The sequence below is a fragment of the Paraburkholderia sp. J8-2 genome, assembly GCF_905220195.1.
GTDB lineage: Bacteria > Pseudomonadota > Gammaproteobacteria > Burkholderiales > Burkholderiaceae > Paraburkholderia.
The window spans coordinates 386,872-403,078 of the sequence record NZ_CAJMZA010000003.1; the positions used below are offsets into that span (position 1 = coordinate 386,872).

At 64.5% G+C, this 16,207-nt stretch carries 15 protein-coding genes; 11 read left to right on the forward strand and 4 right to left on the reverse strand.

What is annotated here, in order from left to right; all coding sequences use genetic code 11:
* The first annotated feature begins 291 nt into the window (after positions 1–291).
* The 5 genes from U5A52_RS10560 to U5A52_RS10580 all read left to right on the forward strand — a co-directional run bounded on the left by U5A52_RS10560 (position 292) and on the right by U5A52_RS10580 (position 6,382).
* On the forward strand, positions 292–2,148 hold the full coding sequence (locus U5A52_RS10560) for a cytochrome c biogenesis protein DipZ (protein ID WP_321934712.1): 1,857 nt from the start codon (positions 292–294) through the stop codon (positions 2,146–2,148).
* Between the two features lie 260 nt (positions 2,149–2,408).
* The gene (locus U5A52_RS10565; RefSeq protein WP_321934713.1) at positions 2,409–2,756 is read left to right on the forward strand and encodes a DUF4148 domain-containing protein; all 348 of its coding nucleotides are present in this window, start codon (positions 2,409–2,411) and stop codon (positions 2,754–2,756) included.
* A gap of 50 nt (positions 2,757–2,806) precedes the next feature.
* Complete coding sequence (locus U5A52_RS10570) at positions 2,807–3,595, forward strand: alpha/beta hydrolase (protein WP_321912045.1); 789 nt, start codon at positions 2,807–2,809, stop codon at positions 3,593–3,595.
* Between the two features lie 157 nt (positions 3,596–3,752).
* Positions 3,753–4,943 (forward strand): MFS transporter, encoded by a 1,191-nt coding sequence (locus tag U5A52_RS10575; protein WP_321934714.1) that lies wholly within the window; start codon positions 3,753–3,755, stop codon positions 4,941–4,943.
* 38 nt (positions 4,944–4,981) lie between these two features.
* Positions 4,982–6,382 (forward strand): amidase family protein, encoded by a 1,401-nt coding sequence (locus tag U5A52_RS10580; protein WP_321934715.1) that lies wholly within the window; start codon positions 4,982–4,984, stop codon positions 6,380–6,382.
* Between the two features lie 33 nt (positions 6,383–6,415).
* Here the strand turns inward: U5A52_RS10580 and U5A52_RS10585 are convergent, their stop codons facing one another.
* The gene (locus U5A52_RS10585; protein ID WP_321934716.1) at positions 6,416–6,862 is read right to left on the reverse strand and encodes a helix-turn-helix domain-containing protein; all 447 of its coding nucleotides are present in this window, start codon (positions 6,860–6,862) and stop codon (positions 6,416–6,418) included.
* Between the two features lie 184 nt (positions 6,863–7,046).
* Here U5A52_RS10585 and U5A52_RS10590 point away from each other — a divergent pair, with 184 nt between their 5' ends.
* Positions 7,047–8,228: an MFS transporter gene (locus U5A52_RS10590; protein ID WP_321934806.1), complete on the forward strand. Its 1,182-nt coding sequence runs from the start codon at positions 7,047–7,049 to the stop codon at positions 8,226–8,228.
* A gap of 42 nt (positions 8,229–8,270) precedes the next feature.
* Complete coding sequence (locus tag U5A52_RS10595) at positions 8,271–9,620, forward strand: pyridoxal phosphate-dependent decarboxylase family protein (RefSeq protein ID WP_321912038.1); 1,350 nt, start codon at positions 8,271–8,273, stop codon at positions 9,618–9,620.
* A gap of 39 nt (positions 9,621–9,659) precedes the next feature.
* Here U5A52_RS10595 and U5A52_RS10600 read toward each other — a convergent pair whose 3' ends face one another.
* Together U5A52_RS10600 and U5A52_RS10605 are read right to left on the reverse strand one after the other, a co-directional pair.
* A complete protein-coding gene (locus U5A52_RS10600) occupies positions 9,660–10,046 on the reverse strand; it encodes an MAPEG family protein (RefSeq protein WP_321912036.1) in 387 nt (128 codons plus the stop codon).
* 24 nt (positions 10,047–10,070) lie between these two features.
* The gene (locus U5A52_RS10605; RefSeq protein ID WP_321934717.1) at positions 10,071–11,354 is read right to left on the reverse strand and encodes a diguanylate cyclase; all 1,284 of its coding nucleotides are present in this window, start codon (positions 11,352–11,354) and stop codon (positions 10,071–10,073) included.
* Positions 11,355–11,780: 426 nt separating this feature from the next.
* Here U5A52_RS10605 and U5A52_RS10610 point away from each other — a divergent pair, with 426 nt between their 5' ends.
* The 4 genes from U5A52_RS10610 to U5A52_RS10625 all read left to right on the forward strand — a co-directional run bounded on the left by U5A52_RS10610 (position 11,781) and on the right by U5A52_RS10625 (position 15,665).
* The gene (locus tag U5A52_RS10610) at positions 11,781–12,122 is read left to right on the forward strand and encodes a hypothetical protein (protein ID WP_321912034.1); all 342 of its coding nucleotides are present in this window, start codon (positions 11,781–11,783) and stop codon (positions 12,120–12,122) included.
* A gap of 714 nt (positions 12,123–12,836) precedes the next feature.
* Positions 12,837–13,880, forward strand: a complete 1,044-nt coding sequence (locus U5A52_RS10615) for an AraC family transcriptional regulator (RefSeq protein ID WP_321912032.1) — start codon at positions 12,837–12,839, stop codon at positions 13,878–13,880.
* A 232-nt stretch (positions 13,881–14,112) separates the two neighbouring features.
* Positions 14,113–15,045 (forward strand): hypothetical protein, encoded by a 933-nt coding sequence (locus U5A52_RS10620; RefSeq protein ID WP_321934718.1) that lies wholly within the window; start codon positions 14,113–14,115, stop codon positions 15,043–15,045.
* Between the two features lie 47 nt (positions 15,046–15,092).
* Positions 15,093–15,665 (forward strand): OsmC family protein, encoded by a 573-nt coding sequence (locus U5A52_RS10625; RefSeq protein WP_321934719.1) that lies wholly within the window; start codon positions 15,093–15,095, stop codon positions 15,663–15,665.
* A gap of 70 nt (positions 15,666–15,735) precedes the next feature.
* Here U5A52_RS10625 and gspG read toward each other — a convergent pair whose 3' ends face one another.
* On the reverse strand, positions 15,736–16,200 hold the full coding sequence (gene gspG, locus U5A52_RS10630) for a type II secretion system major pseudopilin GspG (protein ID WP_321934720.1): 465 nt from the start codon (positions 16,198–16,200) through the stop codon (positions 15,736–15,738).
* Positions 16,201–16,207: the final 7 nt, after the last annotated feature.

A 16,207-nucleotide genomic window follows, 5' to 3' on the forward strand; every position in this document is an offset into this window, starting at 1 on the left:
GTGTGGACGACGAGCGTATTGGAACGCTCCCACGTATCTGGCGCGTGTCCCCGCCGCGGCACTGTTGAAACGTAGTGTGTCGCCGCCGGGGCGCGATACGTAGCGATACAAATCGCTCGCTGCGCATCCACAGCGCGTCCACCGCTGCGCGTTTGTATCGGCATGTATCAAGCCGCTTTCGCGATACATGACGATGCACGACGCACGCGTTCCAGACATTCCCCGGATACATGCGCGCGCTGAAATACGCCACATGGCAAGTCCGCCGACATTCGTCTGGAGACCGAACTCATGTTACTCATCGTCGTCGCATTCGTGGGCGGTGCGTTCACCGTCCTGAGCCCCTGCATCCTGCCGGTCGTGCCGTTCGTGTTCGCGCGCTCCGAAGAGCCGTTCCTGAGCGGCCGCCTGCCCATGCTGCTCGGCCTCGCGCTCACGTTCGCGCTGCTCACGGGTCTGGGCGCCGCGGGTCTGAACGGCGCGGCGCAGTTGAGCGAGTACGGCCGCTGGATCGCGCTCGGGCTTTTCGCGCTGTTCGGCGCTGCGCTGCTCTTTCCCGCGCTTGCTGCGCGTCTCTCCGGGCCGCTTACTGCGCTCGCCGACCGCTTCATGGCGCGCTCGCAGGACGACGGCGCGTCGCGCCGCATCGGCTCCGCCATGTTGCTCGGTGCGGCGACGGGGCTGCTCTGGGCGCCGTGCGCCGGGCCGATCCTCGGTCTCATCATTACCGGTGCAGCCCGCCACGGCGTGACCTGGCAGACGTGGGCCGCGCTCGCGGGCTACGCCGTGGGCGCCGCCAGTTCGCTCGCGGTAGTGGCGGGTCTCGGTCATCGCGCGATGGCCGCGCTCAAGCGCTCGCTCGGCGTGGGCGAGCATGTGCGGCGCGCAATGGGTGCGCTCGTGCTCCTCACGGTCGGTGCGATCGCGCTGGGTCTGGATACGCGCTTGCTCGTCCTCTTGCCGGGTGCGCCGACCAATGGCGTGGAAGCGCGCCTGGTCGATTTGCTGGCGTCGCCCGCCGCGAATCGCGCGAAGCGCGCGGAACCGGCGCCGCATCTGGAACGGGAGGCACAGTCGAGCCCGGCGCCGCGGTTGACCTCGCAGTTCGCCTCTCAATCAGCCGATCTGTCCGCGCACATCGTGCGCGTCTCACTGCCCGCTCACGCGGCTGCCGCCGATCTGCCGGTCGAAGGCCGTTTGCCGCCGCTCGACGGCGCGATCACCTGGCTCAATTCCGCGCCGCTCACGCCCGAAGCGCTGCGCGGCAAGGTCGTGCTGGTCAACTTCTGGACCTACTCGTGCATCAACTCCTTGCGAGCCCTGCCGTATCTGAAGACGTGGGCGGAGCGCTACCGCAACGACGGTCTCGTCGTGATCGGCGTGCACACGCCCGAGTTCGGTTTCGAGCATGACACGGGCAACGTCAAGCGGGCACTGGCCGACCTGAACATCCGCTATCCCGTTGCCGTGGACAGCGACTACCGCATCTGGAACGCCTTCGGCAACCAGTACTGGCCGGCGTTCTATCTCGTCGATGCCCAGGGCCGCGTGCGTTATCACCACTTCGGCGAAGGGGACTACGCCCAGGCCGAGCAGGCGATCCAGCAATTGCTGGCCGACAACGGCCGCGCCACGCCCGCCGCCACGCCGCAGGCGCCGCAGGCGAGCGGCGCGCTGGCGCCGGCGGACCTGCGCGACATCGGCTCGGGCGAAACGTACGTGGGTTATCGCGAGGCGCAGGGCAATGCGAACCCGCAGCGCGTGCAGGGCGATACGGCCGCGGCCTACACATTGCCCGGGCAGCTCGACCTGAACCAGTGGGCGTTCGGCGGGCAGTGGAACGTGGGCGCCGAATCCGCCGTGGCGGGGGCGCCGCAGGCGAGCATCGCCTATCGCTTCCATGCGCGCGACCTGCACCTGGTGCTTGCGCCCGCCGCCGACGGCAAGCCCGTGCGCTTTCGCATCAGCATCGACGGCGCGCCGCCGGGCGCCGCGCATGGCGCCGATGTCGCAGCGGACGGCACGGGCGTCGCCACGAGCCCGCGCCTGTATCAGCTCGTGCGCCAGTCCGGCCGCATCGGGGATCACACCTTCGAGATCCGCTTTCTCGACCCGGGCGCGCACGTCTACAGCTTCACGTTCGGCTGATACGCGCTAACCCCACGCCACGCCGCCGTGCCCTCGCGGGCGCGGCGGCGTTTGCGTTGCGGCCCGCGCCGCGCCTCATGGGGGCTTTTTGTAGCGCAATGTATCTGCGCGCAATCCGGACACGTTGATACGCAAACCGCGCCCCAAATGGAAACACGGCAGATACATCCGGGCGTTCAAATACCCCTACACCAGCTCGATACACCCCTCGCGCTGAACGGCAACCCGATTCGAACCCGACCTCATCTTTGGAGAACGTCATGAAAGCCCTCAAGCTCCTCGCCCTTGCTGCTCTCGCCGCCGCCCCGGTTCTTTCGTTCGCGCAGTCGAACGAGCCCGTTACCCGTGCGCAGGTGCGCGCCGAACTCGTGCAGTTGCAGAAGGCAGGCTACAACCCCGCCGCCGACGAAACCCAATACCCGCGCAACATCCAGGCAGCGCTCTCGCGCGTGGAAGCCTCGCAGGCCGCCCAGCAAGCCACCGCGCTGTCGTATGGCGGCGTGGCGAACGGCTCGTCCGCTTCGGGCGCGGCGCATCGCGACGCGAACGCCGCACGCGCTGCGCAGGACGATGTCCCCGGCCTCGGCCCGATCTACGCGCACTCGTAATACGCCCGTCCCGACCCACCGAACGACCCGATAAAGAAGAGAGAAAGACGATGGCTTCGATCAAAAAGATTTTCACTTCCGTGGCGCTCATCGGCGGCCTCTTCGCGCTGCAGGCGGCGCACGCCGCGCCGCCGCACGATCTGAAAGGCACCAACGTCGTGCTCGTGCACGGCGCGTTCGCCGACGGCTCGAGCTGGAGCCGCGTGATTCCGCTGCTCGAAGCGCGCGGCCTGCACGTGGTCGCCGTGCAGAACCCGCTCAGCTCGCTCGCCGACGACACGGCCGCGACGAAGCGCGTGATCGAGCAGCAGAAGGGCCCGGTGGTGCTGGTTGGCCATTCGTGGGCGGGCGTTGTGATCAGCGAGGCGGGCAACGACGAGAAGGTGAAGTCGCTCGTGTACGTCGCGGCTTTCGCGCCCGACAACGGCCAGTCGATCGCCGATATCACGCAGGGCCAGCCGGACGCACCGTGGGCGAGCGAACTGCGCAAAGACTCGGCGGGCTACCTGACGCTTTCCGACAAGGCGATTCGCGAGGACTTCGCACCCGACCTGCCGCCCGCGCAGCAACGCGTCGTGGCGGCCACTCAGGGCCCGTGGTTCAGCGGCGCGCTCTCGCAGAAGGTCACGCAGGCCGCGTGGCATGACAAGCCTTCGTATTTCGTCGTGACGGCGCGCGACCGCATGATCGCCCCCGCGCTGCAGGAGTCGATGGCGAAGCATATCGGCGCGAAGGTGACGCGCGTGAACGGCAGCCACGTCTCGATCCTGAGCCAGCCGAAGGCGGTGGCCGACGCGATCATCGACGCTGCCGAGCACGCGCAGCAGGACGCAAAGTAACCCGCACGCCGCCCGTAATCCGCCGGGCAGTGGAAGCGCTTCCACTGCCCGGCGGCCCGCATGCCACCGTCATCGCACCCCGAGGAGCACCCGAATGCAGCGCTGGGCACAGGGACTGATAATGTGCACGCTTGCCTCATCGTCCGGAAGGCCTGCCGTGCGTCCATTCAGTGCCCTCATCATGCTCGTCGGCGTCCTGCTCGCATCGGCAGGTTATGGCGCGACGTTCCTGTTCTCCATGCGCGTGCACGCCATCGGCGGGAACGACATCAATACCGGTGTGGCGCTCGCAGGCGCGGCACTCGGCACCTTCGTGGGCGTCTCGCTCACCGGCTGGGTCGCCCAGCATGTGGGCGCGGCGCGCATGGCGGCGCTTGCGGCGCTCTGCGTGGGGGCGGGCGTGGTGAGCTTTGCGCTCGTCGAGCACGTGAGCAGCTTCGATGTCGTGCCAGGCTTCCTCGTGGGCTTCGGCTGGGGTGCGTTTTGTCTCGCCGCCCCCATGGCGCTCGCCGAGCGCACGAACGACGCCGAACGCGGGCTCTGGTTCCTGCGCTTCGCCACCATGCAGATGACGGGCATCGGCGGCAGCCCGGCGATTGCGGGCTTTGCGATCCGCTTCTGGCGCATGCCGCTTGGCGGCGTGCTCTACGCGATCGGCGGCCTGTGCGTGCTGGCGGCCGTGCTGCTCGAACTATTCGGCCGGATTGCGCCGCACGTGCGCTCCGCTTGCGCGGCGGCGGAGCCGGCCGCGCCAGACCCGTGGCTGCTGAAGGCCGGCGTGATCGCCCGCACGCGCGCGGTGTATCCCATCGTCATCATCGCGCTCGGCGGCTGCGTGTTCTCGGGCCTCATGACATTCCAGATGTCGCTTGTGCAGGGCACCGAGGCGAAAGCGACCACCTTCTTCAGCGTGTACACGGTGACGGTCATCGCCACGCGCTGGTTGCTCTCGCGTGTGGTCATCAAGCTGCGCTCCGAAACGGCGACGAAAGTGCTGCTCACGATGATGGTGCTCGGCAGCGCGGCGATGTTCGTCGTGCCGTTTCACGTGCTGTTTCAATCGGCCGCCGCGGTGCTGCTCGGCACCGGGTACGGGCTCGCTTACCCGATCGTCCAGCTTCAGGCCGTCAACGACTCCGTCGCCGCGCACCGCCGCGCCGCGCTCACGTGGTTCGTCGCGGCGTACTTCGTCGGCGCATTCGGGTTTCCGACTGTGGGCGGCTGGGTGCTGGTGCACGGCGGCCGCGCGGCGCTGCTCGCGCTCATCGCGGCGTGCGGGCTGGCGGCGCTCGCGCTGGCCGTCCTGCGTGACAGGCGGCGTGTCGAAACGTTATCGGCGAGCGCCTGACCGACTCATTCTCAATTTGCCAACGAACCGGAGGGATCGTGACTGAACTTTGGCGTTTAACCGCAACTGAACTCGCAAAGCAGGTTCGCGCGCGCGAGGTGTCCGCCCGCGAGGCCGCGAAGGCCGCGCTCGAGCGCCTCGAAGCCGTCAATCCGCTCATCAACGCGGTGATCGACTATCGGCCCGAATGGGTCTTTCAGCAGGCCGACAGGATCGATGCGGCGCTCGCGCGCGGCGAAGACCCGGGGCCGCTCGCGGGCGTGCCCGTGACCACGAAGATCAACATCGACCAGGCGGGCTTTGCCACGACCAACGGCACGCGCCTGCAAAAGGATCTGATCGCGCAGGTGAACAGCCCCGCTGTCGAGAACCTCGTGCGCGCGGGCGCAGTGCTGCTCGGCCGCACCAATTCGCCGACTTTCGCGCTGCGCTGGTTCACGAGCAACCAGGTGCACGGTCATACGAAGAACCCGCGCAATGCGTCGCTCACGCCGGGCGGCTCGAGCGGCGGCGCGGCGGCGGCGGTGACGGCCGGCATCGGCCATATCGCACTCGGCACCGACATTGGCGGCTCGGTGCGCTACCCCGCGTATGCGTGCGGCGTGCATGGCTTGCGGCCCAGTATCGGGCGCGTGCCGGCGTTCAACGCGTCGTCGCCCGAGCGGCCGATCGGCGCGCAGATGATGTCGGGCGCGGGCCCGATGGCGCGCACGGTCGAGGACCTGCGCGTGGCGCTCGCGGCGCTGGCGGCGCCCGACCTGCGCGACCCCTGGTGGGCGCCTGCGCCCCTCATCGGGCCCGACGTGCCGCGGCGCGCGGCGCTGTGCCTGCGCCCGGGCGGCATGAGCATTACGAAGGAAGTGGAGGACGCCTTGCTCGACGCCGGCCGCCGGCTCGCCGACGCGGGCTGGACGGTCGAGCAGATCGACGACGTGCCGCTCTTGTGCGACGCCGGCGAAGTGCAGGAGCGCCTGTGGCTCGGCGACGGTTTCCCTGCGCTCGCGGATGCCGTGGCGCGCGACGGCGACCCGGGTGCGCAGGCCGTGGTGGATGGCGTGCGCGCCAAGGTCGCGGCGATGCCCGAGAACGTGGTGGTGCCGTCGCTGGTGCGCCGCACGACGCTCACGCGCGCATGGCGCTTGTTCCTTGCGGAGTATCCCGTGCTGCTGCTGCCGGTTTCGGGCGAACTGCCGTTCCCCGATAACCTCGACATGCAGGGCGCGGCGGGCTTCCAGCGCGTATGGGATGCGCAACTCACCATGCGCGCGTTGCCCGCAATGGGCTTGCCGGGACTCGTCGTTTCGACGGGCATGGTGAAGGACGTGCCGGTGGGCGTGCAGATCGTGGCCGGGCACTTTCGCGAGGACCTGTGTTTGCTGGCGGGCCAGGCGATCGAAGAACGCGGCGCGCCGCCTTCGCCTATCGATCCGGCCGTGTGAGCCGGGCAGGCGCTGCGCCTGACGAAAGGGCCGTCACGCGGGTTTCTTGACCACGGTGTCGTGAGGCGTGAGCGGGTGCCCTTCGCGGGTCTGCGGGAACATGGAAAGCAACGGCTTGCCCGTTGCTTTGTCGATCAACCACGAATGCTTCTCGTTGCGTTCGAACAAATGGCGCTCGCCCCACTGCTGAAGGGCGACGATAACGGGGAAGAGGCTTTCCCCTTTCTTCGTTAGCACGTACTCCTGATAGGCCGTGCCGTCGGAGGCCGGCCGTGTTTCGAGAATGCCGGCCTCGACCAGCTGGCTCAAACGGCCAGAGAGAATATTGCGCGCCACGCCCAGATTGCGCTGAATGTCACCGAAGCGGTAAACACCGTCGAAGACGTCGCGCAGGATCATCAGCGACCACCGGTCGCCGATCACGTCAACCGAGCGTGCAACGGGACAGGTTTCCTTCTTCGCGGATTTGCGGCTTGCCATGGCGATTTCCTGATTTGCGGGTACGCAGCGACGAAATGGGCTCGCCTCACGTAGTTGCATTTTAAAACTAGCTGCCCTACCATTCAACCAGTTTTGTTTTGAAACTGGATTGCAAATCATGGACGCGGATTCCATCGCGCTCGCGTCGCCAGCCCGCGATGCTTTCGTCCGGTCGCGCGCACCGATGCCGCGCGGCCTCGTACTGCTGTTCGCTGTGGCTAGCGGCCTGTGCGTTGCCAATGTCTACTATGCGCAGCCTTTGCTGGACGCTTTGGCGCGCGATTTCGGCATTACCCGCGCCGCGGTTGGCGGCGTGGTCACGGCGACGCAGGCCGGTTGCGCGCTGGCGTTGCTGCTGCTCGTGCCGCTGGGCGACAGGGTGGAGCGCCGCCGCCTGATGCTCGTGCAATTGCTGGCGCTGGCGGGCGCGCTGTGCGTGGTCAGTCTCGCGCGATCCGTCGCGGTGCTGCTGGCTGGCATGCTCGGTGTTGGCATGCTGGGTACGGCCATGACGCAGGGTTTGATCGCCTATGCGGCGGCGGCGGCCGCGCCCGACGAGCGCGGGCGAGTGGTGGGCGCAGCGGGCAGCGGTGTATTCATTGGCCTGCTGCTGGCTCGCGTGTTCGCCGGTGGCGTGAGCGATCTGGCGGGCTGGCGCGGGGTGTATGGCTGTTCCGCCGCCGTCATGCTCGCGCTTGCCGTGCCGCTGTGGCGTCGGCTTCCGAAGCTTGGGCGCACCGAGCAGGCCACGATGAGCTATGGACAACTGATCATCTCGATGTTCGCGTTGCTGCGCTCGGATCGCGTGCTGCAGACGCGCGGCGTGCTCGCGCTGCTGATGTTCGCGATTCTCAATATCTTCTGGAGCGCGCTGGTCCTGCCGTTGAGTGCGCCACCCTACAATTTTTCCCATACGGCGATTGGAGCGTTCGGTATCGCCGGGGCGACGGGCGCGCTTGCCGCCGCGCGCGCCGGCCAATGGGCCGACCGGGGTTGGGGCCAGCGCACCAGCGCTGCCGCGCTGGTGCTCTTGTTGCTGGCGTGGTGGCCGCTCTCGATGCCGGGGCATTCGCTGTGGATGCTGCTGGCTGGAATCGTGTTGCTCGATCTTGGCGGCCAGGCGCTGCATGTAACCAATCAAAGCTTGATCTTTCGCGGCAGCGAGCAACTGCATAGCCGGCTCGTGAGCCTTTACATGCTGTTCTATGCGGTTGGCAGCGGGCTGGGCGCGATTGGCACGACGGCGACGTATGCCGTGGCTGGCTGGCATGGCGTGTGTATGCTAGGTGCGGCAGTCAGTTTTCTGGCGCTGCTGTTCTGGGCCGTTACGGTGCGAAGCATGCCGTGCGCGGCCTCGCGTGCGTGAACGTTGAACTGAAATCTGGATGGACTCGGACAGGAGGCATGAATGGATGAACTGAAACTACTGGCGGATGCCGACACACGCGGGCTGCGCTATGTCGAAGGAAACGCCACGCGGCGTGTTTTCCCCTCGAACGAAGCCATCGCGGCGCTCAGTGCGTTCGACGAGCCGCTGCCCGCAAGCGGATTGCCCGCGCAAGACACGCTGTCTTTGCTCGACCGTGTCGGCTCGCCGGCGACCACGGCTTCGAACGGCCCGCGCTACTTCGGCTTCGTGATCGGCGCGGCGCTGCCTGCGGCAGCCGCGGTGGAGCGGCTCATGCTGGCGTGGGACCAGTGCGCCTCGACGTTCGACAACTCACCGGTCGCCGCCACGGTGGAGCGAGTCGCGGGCCGCTGGGTGCTCGAAGCGCTCGACCTGCCGCGCGAAAGCGCCGTGGGTTTCGGCACCAGCGCCACGGCGTGTACGCTCGGCGCGCTCGCGACCGCCCGGCGCGCGCTGCTTGCACGGCAAGGTTGGGATTTCGACCGCCAGGGGTTGATCGGCGCGCCCGAGATCAAGGTCGTGATATCGGAACTCGCCCACATCACGGTGAAGAAGGCGCTGCGCATTCTGGGCTTCGGGCTCGATCGCATCGTCTATGCGAGCGTCGACACTCATGGGCGCGTGGATGTTGCGCGCCTCCCGACGCTCGACGACCATACGATCCTCTGCCTGCAGGCCGGCGAGGTGAATACCGGCGAATTCGACCCGTTTGTGTCGATCATTGCGCGTGCGAGGGAGGCACGCGCGTGGGTGCATGTCGATGGTGCGTTCGGCCTGTGGGCGCGCACCGCACCGTCAGCCGCGTTGAGCGCGTTGACCGAGGGCATCGAAGGCGCCGATAGCTGGACGACCGATGCCCACAAGTGGCTGAACACGCCGTACGACTGCGCGATGGTTATTTGCCGCGACGCGCAGGCGTTGGCCGAGGCGATGAACAGCGACGCGGCCTATTTGTCCGCGAGTGCTGACGCGCAGAAGAACCTCACCCTGGAGTTTTCGCGCCGCGCGCGCGGTATTCCCGTGTGGGCGGCGCTGCGCACGCTGGGCCGCGGCGGTGTCGCGGCCATGGTCGAGCGCCACCACGCGCAGGCGCAGCGCATCGGTGCGGAACTCGAGCGCCTCGGCTACGAGGTGCTCAATCGCGTTGTGCTGAATCAGGTGCTGTTCCGCTGCGAAACCGACGTGCAAACGCAGGCGCTGCGCAGCGCCGTGCAGGCCAGTGGCGAAACGTGGTTCGGCGGTACGACGTGGCAAGGGCGGCCCGCGTTGCGCATCAGCGTGTCGTCGTGGCGCACGCGGGATGAAGACATCGAAGCGCTCGTGCAATTGCTCGCATCGTTGCGCGCATAATCAAGGGGGCGTCGCCGCGCACGGCTCACGCCCCCCGACTCAACGCAGCAACGCAAAACTCAACGCAATGCCGGCAGCGTAAGTGCCGAGCGCGCCGACAAATCGGGCGGGATTGGGCTTCGCCATCGAGGGAAACGCGATCAGCCCGACCACGAGCAGGCACCGGCAGAGTGTTGCCGCCACGATCAGCGCGAGCGTTGCGGGCGAGGGCGAGTGTGCGCCCAGATAGAGAAACAGCACGGCCAGGAAGGGTGCATATTCGGCGGTGTTCGCGTGCGCGCGAACCAGCTTGTGCAGCAGGCTGGCCGGGTCCGTTGCGCAACCCGAGAGTGTGCCCTCGCGAAAGCGCAGCATGGATATGCTCACGCCGAGGCCAAACAGCAAAAGGCCCAGCACGGCCACACAGGCCAGCGCGATTCTGTCCATTAGAGGCTCCTTGGCGAGAGAGGACTAACCGATTTCCACGCGGTTGCGTCCGTTGTCCTTGGCTCGATAGAGCGCGAGGTCCGCGCGTTTGATGAGCGGACCCAGGTCGTGCTCGCCCGGCAGGCGCTCGGTCACGCCAATGCTAACCGTAAATGGAACGGGCTTGCCCAGCCGCCAGGTGTGTTCGAAATTGCGCTGCTCGATCGTAAACCGCAATTCTTCGGCTGCCGCCGTTGCCTGCTCGATATCGAAGTCGGGCAATGCAGCGACGAATTCTTCGCCGCCCCAACGGGCAAACACGCGAATCCGGCAGTCGGAGTTCATCACGACCTTGGCCAGGACACGCAGCACTTCGTCGCCAATGTCGTGTCCGTAGCTGTCGTTGATCTTCTTGAAGTAATCGATATCGAGAATGAACACGGAGAGCGTGTTGTCCGATTCGAGCAGCTTTTCAACGGTGTCAGCGAATTCACGGCGGTTCGGCAGGCCGGTCAGCTCGTCGGTCACGGCCTGCTTCTGGAGCAAGTCCATCAATTGAACGCGATCGGCAATATCGCGAATCACGGCGGTGAATTCGATCAGCCCGCCCACGTTGATTTTCGAAATCGCGATTTCAACCGGCAATAGCGAACCGTCGCGATGGAGCCCATAAACACGATTGCGTTCGTCCATTTGCCGCGAGCGTACGGGCGAGCGCGCGAACTGGTGGACGTATTGCGAATGATTGGCGCGGTAGCGCTCCGGCAGAAGTTCCGTAATGGGGTGCCCGAGCATTTCCGTGGCGGAGTAGCCGAACAGGTTTTCGGCGGCACGGTTGAACAGCGTAATGCAATGCTGCTGGTCGATCGTGATGATCGCGTCGTACGCTGCATCCACGACGGAGCGAAAGCGCGAAGTGCTGACTTCGAGTTCATGTGTCAGCAACATTTTCGTGGTGATTTCCAGACCCGTCACCATGATTTCGAGCACGGAGACGCCGCTTTCGGCGTGCCGTATCGGCTTCAACGACAAGCGCCACCAGTGCGTTCCGTCCCTCAGGTCGTAGGCTTGCTCGAGTTCCCGGGCGACGCCGGATTCAAAGCATTCGGTCAGTTTCTGGCGGAATTCGGTTCTGGCGTAGTTGGGAATGAGCGCATCGAACGACGCCGGGAATGACTTGATCGCATTGCGTCTGCCGTCCGTCATCCGCATGAAATGATCGTTGCAGGCCGAGACGACGAACTGCCCCCGCTCGTCGCGGCCGATCATGGCCACGCTCGCAGCGATCTCGTCGACGAAATCTCGAATCATGTTCGACCAGTCGGCCATCGAGCCTCCTTTGCCAGCTAGCCCAATACACTGACAATATAGTAGCCCGCATTGCGCGGCGGCGGCACGGCAATGTCGCACGCTGCACGTTTTCGAACATGCCATGGCTCGGATGGTCCCTGTGCCTTGTCGCCATGCACGCGTTCGGGTTGACCTCGCGTTGACCGCGCATTCACGTGGCGCGGTGCTATTGCGCCGCCGCGTTCCACGCACGCTGCGATGCCGCGCTCCGCGGGTCCCGGAGCGTGGCGGTACGGCACGCCTTACGCGGTAAAAGATCGGCTGCCGGTGCGTCAATGCAGCGATTTTTGCGGCATTTTTTCTTGTGCGGGCAACAACGCCACGCCTACACTTGCGCGTCGAATCTGCCCGAGGCGTTGCCGTGTTTGATCACCCGCCGTTCAATCCCGTGGTACTCCGTTAATCATGCCAATGCGCTTTCGAGGCTGGCTCAAGCTCGCGCTGCTCACGTTTTCCGTGGACCAGATACTGACTGCCGTGTTCGGCTACGCGACCCAACGAATCGATCCGGGCATTTCGGACGTCGAGACGGTGATCTTCAGCTGCATTACGTGCTTTCTCGTGAGCCACTGGCTGGTGGCAGACGCGCGGGCTGCATGGGCTGCGGCAAAAGAGCAGGGATTCATCGGGCCCGCGCCGACCGGCGGCGCTCAGGGAACGCCACTCGACATTGCCAACGCGTGCCCCCGCCGCTGGCTCGTCGTGCTGCATCTCGAGTTGAATCCGCAACTCGCACAAAACATTTGAAATTGACCCTGCAAGCCCCGCGCTGCGCCTGGGAATTCATCCGTAACCGCTTTATATCTCCGCGCTATTGCCTGTTCAATACACTGAAAATGCGCGAGACCGTTTTCGCGGTCAGAACCAGAAGAGCGCCAGAGACGCTGTAATCGACGTGATGCATCACGTCGGCCACATAGAAAACGGATAGCGCGACCATTGGGTGATGGATCACACGGCTTATCAGGCATTTCATCGGTATCTCACGCTTTTCGCATTTGCCCGAAGCGGTAAGTCACTGTGTGTGAACCGATTCGTGCGAGTGGGTTGGCGCGCCAGGTTTCCAGAGTCCGAGGAAGGCTTGATTGCGATGCAGGGATGACGCCGGTCCGTGATGTTCCTTCCTGTGACGAACATTGCCTGCGTGGAGCCTTTGCAGTCCTGCTCGTACGTCGATCTTTTTTGACCGATCGTCCACTTCTTGACGATGCGTTGCGTGCCCATTGCCGGGCGTCCAAAAATTACCAGGTCATCCTGATCGAGCGTGCGCTCCGGTGGCCGCGCGGCGATATGGCAAGCGTCCGATACGCGCAAAGTGCTTCATTAAGCAGGTTGAAATCGTCAGTAAGGGAACTGTCATTGAGTGAGATTGCGGGTATAACATGTAGCCCTTGTCCATCGTGACGAATGACCGGCGGCGCGAATTGCCGCCAGGGAAATCGCATTTCACGCGAGCTATTCATGGATGCAGTCTCTGATGTTCTGCGCGCCATTCGTCTAAGCGGCGCCGTGTTTCTGAACGGGACATTCACCGCGCCGTGGTGTCTGATCGGTCGCACCGATGCGTCGCTCTGCGGCGCGTATTTGCCCCCTTCCGAGCGTATCGTTTCCTATCATCTGGTCGTCGAGGGAAATTGCTGGGCGCAGCTCGCCGACGATCCCGGTTCGGCTATTCACGTCCATGCCGGGGAATTGATCGTGGTGCCGCAGGGCGAGACGCACATCATGGGTAGCGCGATCGATCTTGCGCCCGTGCCGTCGGACTCGCTGCTGGCCGGGCAGATGGCGGCAGCGCCCGGTGAAGTGATGACGCTGTGCCATGGCGGCGGCGGAGCGGCGACGCGCATCGTGTGCGGCTTTCTGGCCAGCGACGACACCCTGAACAACCCGCTGCTCTCAACGCTGCCGCGGCTCTTCAAGATTGATATGCGCCAGGATCCGCGTGCCGCCTGGCTCGAATCCTCTCTCAAGCTGGCCGCCGCCGAAGCGGCCGAGGCGCGCGCGGGCGGCACGATTGTGCTTGCGAGGCTCTCGGAGCTGTTGTTTGTCGAAGCGATCCGTAGCTGTATTGAAGCGCTACCTGAGGACCAGACCGGCTGGCTTGCCGGCGTGCGTGACCGCTACGTTGGACGCGCGCTGTCGTTGCTTCATGCTCAAGCGGCGCATGCGTGGACCGTCGACGAGCTCGCACGAAAAGTGGGCTTGTCGCGTTCCGCGCTGGCGCAACGCTTTACCGAGCTTCTGGGCCAGCCGCCCATGCAATACCTTGCGAGATGGCGCATGCAGATTGCCGCGCACGAACTTCTGACCAGTAGCAAGTCGATGATCGCTGTTGCTGAACAGATTGGCTATGAGTCGGAAGCCGCGTTCAGTCGCGCATTCAGACGCGAATTCGGCATGCCGCCGGCCGGCTGGCGCAAGAGCAAGGAAAAGACGGACGACCTGGACGCATCAGCTCGGCACTCACAACACTTGAGTGGCGTTGCGGCATCGCCGGATTCGTGATGCATGCCGCGAGACGCAGTGCACTCTCGACAGCATCGTCTGGCTCGAAGCATGTCCGCCAGCGAGCCGAAAAGGCGTTTCAGTCATATCGCCCGGCGACTCGATCATAGAACTTCAAAACACCCAATCGTAGATTGAGCGTGCCGGGAATGCCAGTTCGCTCAACTGGCTATGCCCGGCGAGTCCACGCTCAACACCAGACCGCTCCACGGTCTCTATTGGGAGAACTTCCATGAACCTGGTATTGCCCGAGTCCGATCGCGATCGGTACGCCCGATGCATTCGCGCTTCGAAGAGGGTCAGTTGGGACATCGACCGCGACGTGATTGGCGGCCGTGCCTTCGATATGTCCCAGAAATATTTGCCCGACGGCCTCTCGCTAGTGCCGGATTTCAACACGCTCTCGGAAAGCGAGAAGCGGTTCGTCAGCCAGATACAGGGGCGCACTTACGCGAACGTGTTCGGGTTGGTCGAGCGCTTCATCAACGCCAAAGTGCTGGAAGTGAGCCGCGACTACTGGCTCGGCGATCAGGTGGCGCTCGAAGCGCTCGTTCGCTTCAGCGACGAAGAGCTCAAACACCAGGCGCTGTTCCGCCGTATCGAGCACATGATCGGCGAAACGCTGCCTGCTGGTTATCGCTTCGACGTCGACCCCGACGCGCTCGCCGCCGTGGTCCTTGGCAAGAGCACCTGGGCGGTGCAGGCCATGACGCTGCATATCGAACTCTTCTCGCAGATTCACTATCGACAGAGTATTCATGCAGACGATCAGCTATCCGAACTGTTCAAGGATGTATTTCTTTACCACTGGAAGGAAGAAAGTCAGCACGCCATTCTCGACGAACTCGAGTGGAAACGAAACGACGCCACCCTCACGGATGCAGCGCGCGATAGCGCAGTCAACGAGTTCATCGACCTGGTGGTCGCGTTCGACGGCTTCTTGCGCGCGCAGGCGGCTGCGGACTCGCGATATTTCATGGCGAACTGCGGGCGTGCGGTCGACGAGGACGAAGCCACGTCAATCGAAGCGAATTTCCATCACGCCTACCGGTGGCAGTACATTCATTCCGGCATGCATCATCCCCATTTCGCACAGGTGCTCGATCGGCTCGTCTCCGAAGAGCAAGGAATGCGTATCCGCGCTGCGCTCGCCACACTGCATTGAGCGTGACGCAACGTGAATGAAACATTCAAGTTCAAGGAGAGAGAATCATGAATGCCAATGCACAGTCAACCGCAGCGAACGTCGTCAACGGCCTCAACGTCGACGATCTGCTCGCACTGATCGAAGACGTCAAGCGCGATACGTCGAAAGCGGCGACCAACTGGCGCGTCGCGACCGCCTGGATGGGCCAGACGCGCAGTCGCGCCGAGGTCCACGGGTTTTCGATCGGTGGCCAGCAGGTGCCGCGCCGGTTCACGATCGATATCGACGAGCCATGCGAACTCGGCGGTGCGAATCGGTTTGCAAATCCCCAGGAACATCTGATTGCGGCGCTGAACGCGTGCATGACGGTGGGCTACGTCGCACAGTGCGCCGTCCGCGGGATCACGTTGCAGTCGCTCGAGATAGAAACCGAGGGCGACATCGACCTGAGGGGCTTTCTCGGTCTCGACCCGCAGATCGCGAACGGCTACGAGTCTTTGCGGTACACCGTTCGTATCAGGGGCAACGGCACCAGGGAGCAATTCGAGCAAGTGCATGACGCGGTGATGGCGACGTCCCCTAACGTCTACAACCTCGCGAATGCGGTTGGCTTGAAATCGACGCTCGTGGTCGAGTGAATGGAGTAACGCGTGCCTTTCGGAGGAACGTCAGCTTCTCGCCAGTGCTTGCCCGAAGCTGACGACGCAACTATTCCCATGAGCCCACGTCGGTGTCGTCGCCTTCGCCGCCTTGCCTGGCGTCCTGACCGTAGCTGAACACATCGATCTCACCATGCACGCCCGGATTGAGATACTGATAGGGATTGCCCCAGGGATCGTCTGGTAAGCGCGCAAGATAGCCGCCTTCCTTCCAGACGCCTGGCGTGGGATCGGTGTTGGACTTTTCAATCAGCGCACGCAGGCCTTGCGCCTGGGTCGGATAGCGGCCGTTGTCGCGACGATAGCTATCCAGGGCTTGCATGATGGTGGCAATGTCCTGTTTCGCGAGTGTATGCCTCGCTTCCTCCGGCCTCGTCATGGTCTTTGAGACGAACAGCACGGTTAACAGCACTGGAAGCGTAACCGCGACCGCGATCCGGATTAGCGTGGTCCCTCGTCGGGAGCGGCTTTGCTGAGTTGCGATTCCCGAGCGTCTTTCGTTTTCTGCTTGCATATCTTGC

Coding starts and splice junctions, on each gene's coding strand:
- U5A52_RS10590 (WP_321934806.1), top strand. CDS start 7,047: ATGCCGCGCGGCCTCGTACTGCTGTTCGCTGTGGCTAGCGGCCTGTGC.
- U5A52_RS10570 (WP_321912045.1), top strand. CDS start 2,807: ATGGCTTCGATCAAAAAGATTTTCACTTCCGTGGCGCTCATCGGCGGC.
- gspG (WP_321934720.1), bottom strand. CDS start 16,200: ATGCAAGCAGAAAACGAAAGACGCTCGGGAATCGCAACTCAGCAAAGC.
- U5A52_RS10615 (WP_321912032.1), top strand. CDS start 12,837: ATGGATGCAGTCTCTGATGTTCTGCGCGCCATTCGTCTAAGCGGCGCC.
- U5A52_RS10620 (WP_321934718.1), top strand. CDS start 14,113: ATGAACCTGGTATTGCCCGAGTCCGATCGCGATCGGTACGCCCGATGC.
- U5A52_RS10605 (WP_321934717.1), bottom strand. CDS start 11,354: ATGGCCGACTGGTCGAACATGATTCGAGATTTCGTCGACGAGATCGCT.
- U5A52_RS10560 (WP_321934712.1), top strand. CDS start 292: ATGTTACTCATCGTCGTCGCATTCGTGGGCGGTGCGTTCACCGTCCTG.
- U5A52_RS10595 (WP_321912038.1), top strand. CDS start 8,271: ATGGATGAACTGAAACTACTGGCGGATGCCGACACACGCGGGCTGCGC.
- U5A52_RS10610 (WP_321912034.1), top strand. CDS start 11,781: ATGCCAATGCGCTTTCGAGGCTGGCTCAAGCTCGCGCTGCTCACGTTT.
- U5A52_RS10600 (WP_321912036.1), bottom strand. CDS start 10,046: ATGGACAGAATCGCGCTGGCCTGTGTGGCCGTGCTGGGCCTTTTGCTG.
- U5A52_RS10625 (WP_321934719.1), top strand. CDS start 15,093: ATGAATGCCAATGCACAGTCAACCGCAGCGAACGTCGTCAACGGCCTC.
- U5A52_RS10585 (WP_321934716.1), bottom strand. CDS start 6,862: ATGGCAAGCCGCAAATCCGCGAAGAAGGAAACCTGTCCCGTTGCACGC.
- U5A52_RS10565 (WP_321934713.1), top strand. CDS start 2,409: ATGAAAGCCCTCAAGCTCCTCGCCCTTGCTGCTCTCGCCGCCGCCCCG.